Here is a 7,387-nt window from a genome sequence, read left to right as displayed (position 1 = left end):
CGAGCCCCGAGCCCCGAGCCCCGAGCCCCGAGCCCCGAGCCCCGACATGCCTACCACCAACTCGATTCGTTCATAAAACACCTGCTAACCTTTCACGCGTGAACGACCCAACTTCGCCCTCCACCCCGAAGGAGACCCTCCACTCCGGCACTCCTCTGAGGGCCATCCCACCCATGCCCTGGCAAGGCACCGTCCGATTGGGAGCAGCGAGCGACACCTGGCACAAGCCGGCCGTCAGCGCAGCCCTGTCCCTCGTGGTACCACAATTGGTCCTGCTCACAGTGGGGCGGCTTGACCTCGTCCTCTATGTCTCCGCCGGCTCGATGTGCGCCCTGTACGCACACGCCCAGCCCTACGCCGCCCGTGCCCGCACCCTCGCCGTCGTCGTTCTCGGCATGGCCTCCGGACTCGCCGTCGCTCTGCTGAGCGCCTCGTTCCTCAGCTCCACGGCACTTCTCGTCGTCGGCGCTTCGGCGTTGGCCGCCGTGCAGAAGCTGGTCTGCGACGCCGTACGGATCGGCCCACCCGGCAACCTCATCTTCACCTTCGTCTCCGCGAGCGCCTTCTTCCTCCCTCAGGAACTCCACCAGGTCCCCGGACACGTCGGCCTGACGCTCCTGGGCGGCGCCCTCGCCTGGGTCATCGGCATGGCCCCCGGGCTGGTGCGTCCCCGCGGCCCGGAACGCATCGCCACAGCCCGGGCACTGGAAACCGCGGCACGCCTGCGGCAGGCGGCACCCGACGCGGCACCCGGAGCGCGCCGCGCGGCTGCGGCCGCGATCGACTCCGCGTGGCACACCCTGTCCCTCGCGCCCGACGGCTCGACCTCGGCGGTGGCCGACCGCCTCGGACTGGAGCACCTCCTCGTCCGCGCCGAATCAGCGTTCACCGCGGAAAGTCCCGAAGCGGACGCGGACGAAGCCACGACGTATCTGGCCTGGGCACGGAGGCTGCGCAAGAACGAGCCAGTGCCGCACACCGCCCTCACCCCCGAGCAGACCGGCGAGCTCATCGGCGTCAAGCTGGAGCGCGAGGGCCGGGAAGAGCGCACGGCTGCCCCACGTCACGCCCCCACGCGCCAGCGCACGCGGGGGCCCGCCATCGTCTGGCGACGTGTACAAGAGCCGGGCTCGCCGCTGCTGCCCATCGCCGTACGGATCGCGCTCGGCAGCACTGTCGCCGGGTGGTTGTCGATGGCGCTCGGTGTGGGGCATCCGTACTGGGCCGTGGTCACCGTCGCCTCGGTGATACAGGCGAACGCGACGCTCTCCTGGAAGCGGGCCGTCCAGCGCTCGTTGGGCAACTTCGTCGGGCTGCTCGTCTTCGCCCTGCTCATCCCCGTGATCCACACGGGCCCGCTGGCGACGATCCTCCTGGCCTTCCTCTGCCAGATGGGTGCCGAGGCTTTCATCTCCCGGAACTACTGGCTCGGCAACGCCTTCGTGACGCCGATGGCCCTGCTCCTCAGCCTCTTCGGGCAGGAGCTGCCGGCAGGCGAACTCATCGGGGACCGCGTGATCGACACGGTCGTCGGCGCGGCCGTCGGTCTCCTGTGCTGCATGTTGATCACCAACCGCCGCGCGGCGCACCGGACACGGGCGGCCGTCGGGCAGGTGGCCGACGCGCGCACCGCCGCACTGCGGGCCATGGCGGACGGCATGGACGACTGCCGCCTCGACGGTCACCGTGACCATGTGCTCGCGGCCCTCGTCGAGCTCAGGGAGGCCGTGGACACGGCGTCCGGCGAGTGGTGGCAGCGCAGGCTGCCCGAGGATTCGGTGGCCACCGCCGAGCGCGAAGGACACCAGGTCCTCGCAGCGCTCGGGCGCCGGACGGCCCTCGCAGGCCGGTCGACGGAGAGCGCAACAGCAGCGGGAGAATGATCGGGCAGCCTGTCCGAGAGGAGAGAGACGTGGCGGAGGAGTCCGGCAAAGGCGCCGAGGCGGTCACTGCACGGGAGGCGGCCCCGTCGTCGGAGGCAGCGACGCGGCCGGGGAATCCCGCCGAGGACGTCGTGGCGCGCGCGAGGCGGCAGTGGGAGGAGGTCGATCCGCGCCTGGACACCGGCCCGATGGGGGTGATCGGCCGGGTCAACCGTTGTGCGGCGCTCTTCCAGCAGGCCGTCGACGCCCCGCTCGCCGACGAGGGCCTGGCGCGCGCCGAGTTCGACATCCTCGGCACGCTCCGCCGCGAGGGCAGGGAGCTCACCCCCGGGCAGATCGCCAGGCAGACGTTCGCCTCGGGCGCCGCCGTCACCAAGCGGCTGAAGCAGCTACAGGACCGCGGGCTCGTGGAGCGGCGGACGGGTACGAGAGATCGCCGCGTCGTGCACGTCTCCCTCTCCGAGGAGGGACGGGCACTGATCGACCGGCTCATGCCGGAGCAACTCGCCTACGAGGCCGAGCTGCTCTCCGGCCTTCCGCTTCCCCGCCGGGACGAACTCGCGGGTGTCCTCGCCGAGTTGCTGGCCGTGCTCGAGGGCAGGATCGCGATGCCGCGGGTCTGACGGGGCACGCCGGGTTCAGGCCGCCGGCTCTCGTGTACTCCGGCGTTCGCGCAGGACGCAGTCCCCGCAGGTACCCGCGCCTCTGACGCGGTAGTAGAGGCAGCAGTTGTTCCGCGCGAAGGCCAGCGTCTCGTCGTTGAGGGCGAACTCGCCTGCTCCCGCGAGGGGTTCGCGAGGAAGCAGGGTCGCGGCGAGTCGTGCGGCCCGTCGGCCCGCTTCCGGGTACTCGCGACCGAGGACCCGTACGGCGCCCGCCACCGCCGAGCCCGCGTTCCCGCGCATGACTTGCGGGGAGAGTTTCCACAACCGGTGGACGGCGGCGTCGAGTTGGGTGAGGTGTGCCGCGAAGACCTGGCGGACGTTTTCGGAGAGGCCTCTCTCCGCGGGGAGTTCGCGGAGTTCCGGCAGCCAGAGCTGTACGACGCCGCCGGGGGCGCGCCAGCGGAGAGCTTCGGGACGCAGATCGGGCACGGCTCCGCCGAGCGCGGCCGAGCCGAGCGCCAGCGAGGCCAGACGGGCGACCGTGCCGAGGTGGAGCGTGGACGCGGCGACGCGCGGCTCCTCGGTGCCGATGACCTCCGCGACGTGGCAGGCGTACCGCTTCAGGGCACCGTCGCGACCTCTGTAGACCTCCGCGAGGGAAAGGAAGTCGCCGGTGTCGTCGCGTTCGCCGGTCGCGAGGTCGAAGTGCGGGCCGGCACAACGGAGTCGGTCGAGGTAGTGGGTCATCGCGAGCCACCCGGCGGACGCGTCGCACCGGTCGGCGTACGGGGGCTGCAAGGGCGCTCTCGGTAAGGGACGCGCACGGCACCTGCCCTCTCTCGGGGAACTCCGCCCCGGTCGGTGGAGGCGCGGCGGCGTGAGTCTCCTGACTCGGGTTCCTCGCTCCCCCGGCCTTCCGGCCCAACGGGCCGTGGCTGCGGACGGGTTCGCTCGCCCTCACAGTGGCGGTACCGTGCCGGACTTGCACCGGCTTCCTCGTCCGCCGCCGCGGATACACGACCGATCATCGCAGCGGCACACGCCGTACGCCAGTGGGCCCGGCGGCGCTGAACGCGCCGCGGCCGCACGCGAGTTGCGTACGGCCGACGGCGACGGCAACCGGACGGCGGGGCCTACGAGTTGAGCTCCTCGAGCGTCTTGCCCTTGGTCTCGGGCGAGAAGAAGGCGACCAGAGCGCCCACGGCGGCGACGCAGGCCAACTGGACGAAGACGAGACGCAGGCTCGCACCGGAGTTCATCATCGCGCCGACGACGATCGGGCCGAGGATGACGCCGAGCCGGTTCCACAGCCCGCCGAACGAGGCGCCCATCGCACGGTTCCGCGTCGGGTAGAGCTCCGGCGAGTAGAGGTAGAGGCCGGCGTTCATGGAGAAGACGAAGAGCGTCGCGATGGAGGCGAAGACGGCGACCTGCGCACCGGACGTCGCACCGGCGATCGCCAGCGCCGCGAGGGTCACCGTCAGCGCGCCCAGCGCGAAGGTGAAGGCGGGGCGGCGCCCCACACGGTCGATCACCATCGCCATCACGAAGCTGCCGAAGAGGCCCGTGAGGTTGCTCAGCACGGTGAGGTAGAGGGCGGTGCTGAGGCTGAACCCGAAGTGCGAGGTGTAGAGCGAGGGGAGCCAGACGGCGATGCCGTGGTTGACGTAGTAGGCGACGAACCAGAGGGTCGAGAGGACCACCGTGCGCTTGAGGTACCTGCCGGTGAAGATCTCCCGCAGTCGGCCGCCCGACTGCTCGGCGGGGACCTCCACGTCCGGGTCCGCCAGCGGCTTTTTCGTCGTCCGTACGACTTCGTCCTCGATCCGCGCGATGATCTCCTCGGCCTCCGCCTCCCGGCCCTTCGCCAGGAGCCACCGCGGAGATTCGGGCACATGCCGACGCAGCGCGACAGCGATCAGGATCGGAAGCCCGCCGATCACGAACAACGCGCGCCAACCAAGGTTCGGCACCACCCAGGCGGCGACGAGCGTGGCCGCCGTGAGACCGGCGGGGAAGATCAGCTCGTAGAGAAGCACCATCTTGCCCCGGCTGTCCGAGCGGACGATCTCGTTGATGTACGTCGCCGCCACCGGCACCACACCGCCGATGCCGAGGCCCTGGACGAAGCGGAAGAGCGCGAAGAGCTCGACGTCGGTGGAGAGCGCGACGGCGACACTGAAGACGGCCGTGACGGCGGTCCCCAGCGCGACCGTTCGCACCCGGCCCATCCGGTCGCCGAGCCACCCGGCGCCGAGAGCTCCCACGAGCATGCCGACCGACCCCGAGGTGATGGCGAAGGTCGCCTGACCACCGCTGAGCCCCCATTCCTCGGTGAGCACGGGAAGAGCGGAAGCAGCCATGAGCTGGTCGAACGCCTCGAAGAAAGTGACGACACCGATCAGCAAGCGCACCTTGACGTGCCAACGGGAGTGCGGGAGTCGTTCGAGCCGGGCCGCCACTGAGCTCGGCTCGGTTTTCCGGGCCACGGTTGCCATGGGGTTCCTTCCGCGAGCAACGAAGTCGCGGCGAGACTAAGCGCGTCTTCTCTAAGGGGTCAATCACTAAGCGCTTAGGTTTTACTGCACCGAAACCGCTACCCGCGACGGAGAGTTCGCCCAGCCCTTCACCGGCCGACCCGCCGGGACACACGACTCGCCGACGGATACCCGCAAGAGACCGACCCGATTGGCGCATGATGACCAACTAAGGCCGCCACTGCGCCCGTTGACTTCCGAAGGTGGCCGAAAATTCGCAACTGCACACGCACGCCGGACGCGGCCCGACGGAGCAATCATGGCAGCCGACCACGAGCCCTACCCGCCACAACGCCGACCACGGGTCGACGGGGACGCCGAGTACGGCGCACGCCCGGCCGTACTCGCCTGGAACGCCGGACTCGACGAGGTCGTCGCCGTCCGGCACGGCGAGTCCACTGCGAACGCCCGGTTCGCCGCGACAGCGCGGTCGCACGCAGACGCTCCGGGCCACGAGGAGACCGATGCGGAGGTGCCGCTCTCGGCCGCCGGTGTGCGCCAATCGGCCCGCCTGGGGCGGCGGTTGGCCGAGACCGGAGGCCCCGGGCGGCGGCCGTGGATCGTGGCTGCCTCGCCGTACGTGCGGGCGCGGCAGACGTGGGAGTCGATCGCCGCCGAACTGGAGACGGCGGGCGTCGCCGTCCCGCCGGTCGTGGTGGACGAGCGGCTGCGCGACCGGGAGACGGGCGTCCACGAGCTGCTCACGCCTGCGGAAGTCCGTGCCGCGTCGCCGCAGGAGGCCGAGCGGCGACGGCGGTCGGGCGAGTGGTTCTACCGTCCGCCCGGTGGCGAGTCGATCGCGGACGTGGCGGTACGAGTGCGCGCCTTCCTCGTCGACCTCGCCGCCTCGGTGCCCGCGGACCGGCAACTCCTCGTCGTCACCCACGACTCCGTCGTCCAGACGCTCCGCCAGATCCTCGCCGGGCTCGGCGCGCCTCCCCGGCTCGACCTGCCGGTTCCCAACGCTTCGGTCTCGCGCTGGCGCCGTCTGGGCCGGTGGATCAGCCTCGTGGAGTTCGGGTGCACCGCGCACTTGGACGACGGGGAAGGGGGGTGACCGGCAACTGGAGTCGGACGGGCGGCACTTGCCGGCAGCGGTCGCAGCGGGTTGCCGGTTGCTGAACGGTCGGGGATGCCGCGCGGACGAGTCTGCCGTGTCCCGCACCTCTCGATCCTGCGTGTGCAATCGCGAAGGTGTCGTCGACGAACCGGCGCTTCCTCGGCAGCAGGCTCGGAGAACGCCTCGGCCCTACCACGCACTTGGCCCTCAGCACGGTTGGCCGACGCCTGTCCCGATCACGACTGCTTTCAGCTCCGACGAAGATGGTGCGCGCGCACCCTCCGCACCCGCCTGACACACGGCGGCGGCTCGCCCGGTCGCGGTAGCGCCGGTGCGAGGATGCTGCTCACCGACGACCCCGGGCGCCGTGCGCCACTCCGCCCGTCCGAAGGGAGCCCCCTTGACCAGCGAAGGCATCGCATCCAACCTGGTGCCCGATTTCGGCAGGTACGGCATCTTCTGCCCTCTGCATGCGCAGGACACCCGCGAGCAGGCGGACGTCGCCGCCGAAATCGAGGGAATGGGCTACGGGACCCTGTGGGTCGGTAACAGCACCATCGACAACGCGATGCCGCTGCTCGGAGCCACACAGCACATGGTCATCGGCACGGCGATCCAGTCGATCTGGCGGCTGCCGGCGCAGGAGACGGCGTTCCGCCTCGACGCGCTGGAGTCCGTCTACCCGGGGCGGTTCCAGCTCGGACTCGGCGTCAGCCATCCGCAGGCCGCCGCCGACTACCGCCGGCCGTACAGCGCGATGGTGGAGTACCTCGACATCCTGGACGGCTGTCCCACTTCCGTTCCTCCCCTGCGGCGCACGCTTGCGGCACTCGGCCCCCGGATGCTGCGTCTCGCCCGGGATCGCTCGGCCGGAGCGATGCCGTACCTGGTCACGACCGAACAGGTGGCCCATGCGCGGGAAGCGCTGGGCGACGGGCCCGTTCTCAGCCCGGAGCTCGGAGTCGTACTGGAGAGCGATCCGGAACGCGCCCGCACGCTGGCCCGCGAAGCGGTCTCCTTCTACCTGGGGCTCACCAACTACCGGAAGAGCTGGCTGCGGGGCGGGTTCACCGAGGACGACATGTCCAACGGCGGAAGCGACCGCCTCATCGACGCCCTCTTCGCGTGGGGAAGCGAGCAGGACATCAGCGCCCGCATCCACGCCTTCTTCGACGCCGGCGCCGATCACCTCGCCCTCCAGGTCTTCGACGGCAGCGGGCCCGGACACCTTCCGCGGAGGGGGTGGGAGCGGGTTTCGGAGATGTTGTCGCTGGGGTGACTTGGGGGTCGGGGCTCGGAGCC

6 protein-coding genes and 1 riboswitch are annotated in these 7,387 nt (G+C 70.8%); of the genes, 4 read left to right on the top strand and 2 right to left on the bottom strand.

Going from position 1 to position 7,387, the window contains the following annotated elements; translation table 11 throughout:
• Positions 1-266: 266 nt before the first annotated feature.
• On the top strand, positions 267-1,883 hold the full coding sequence (locus UWG_RS0107005) for an FUSC family protein (RefSeq protein WP_016906490.1): 1,617 nt from the start codon (positions 267-269) through the stop codon (positions 1,881-1,883).
• A gap of 29 nt (positions 1,884-1,912) precedes the next feature.
• A complete protein-coding gene (locus UWG_RS0107000) occupies positions 1,913-2,506 on the top strand; it encodes a MarR family winged helix-turn-helix transcriptional regulator (RefSeq protein WP_016906489.1) in 594 nt (197 codons plus the stop codon).
• 15 nt (positions 2,507-2,521) lie between these two features.
• Here UWG_RS0107000 and UWG_RS0106995 read toward each other — a convergent pair whose 3' ends face one another.
• Together UWG_RS0106995 and UWG_RS0106990 are read right to left on the bottom strand one after the other, a co-directional pair.
• Positions 2,522-3,235, bottom strand: a complete 714-nt coding sequence (locus UWG_RS0106995; protein WP_237720012.1) for a (2Fe-2S)-binding protein — start codon at positions 3,233-3,235, stop codon at positions 2,522-2,524.
• 132 nt (positions 3,236-3,367) lie between these two features.
• A riboswitch (cobalamin riboswitch) is annotated at positions 3,368-3,486 on the bottom strand.
• Between the two features lie 135 nt (positions 3,487-3,621).
• Entirely contained in the window at positions 3,622-4,986 is a 1,365-nt protein-coding gene (locus UWG_RS0106990) for an MFS transporter (RefSeq protein ID WP_029391231.1), read from the bottom strand.
• Between the two features lie 298 nt (positions 4,987-5,284).
• Between UWG_RS0106990 and UWG_RS0106985 the strand changes: the two genes are divergently transcribed.
• On the top strand, positions 5,285-6,082 hold the full coding sequence (locus UWG_RS0106985) for a histidine phosphatase family protein (RefSeq protein WP_016906486.1): 798 nt from the start codon (positions 5,285-5,287) through the stop codon (positions 6,080-6,082).
• 403 nt (positions 6,083-6,485) lie between these two features.
• Entirely contained in the window at positions 6,486-7,364 is an 879-nt protein-coding gene (locus tag UWG_RS0106980) for an LLM class F420-dependent oxidoreductase (protein WP_016906485.1), read from the top strand.
• The last annotated feature ends 23 nt before the right edge of the window (positions 7,365-7,387 follow it).

This window comes from Streptomyces xiaopingdaonensis, assembly GCF_000262345.1.
Lineage (GTDB): Bacteria > Actinomycetota > Actinomycetes > Streptomycetales > Streptomycetaceae > Streptomyces > Streptomyces xiaopingdaonensis.
Note: the sequence above shows the minus strand (reverse complement) of the source record. Positions and strands in the feature narration are given on the sequence as shown.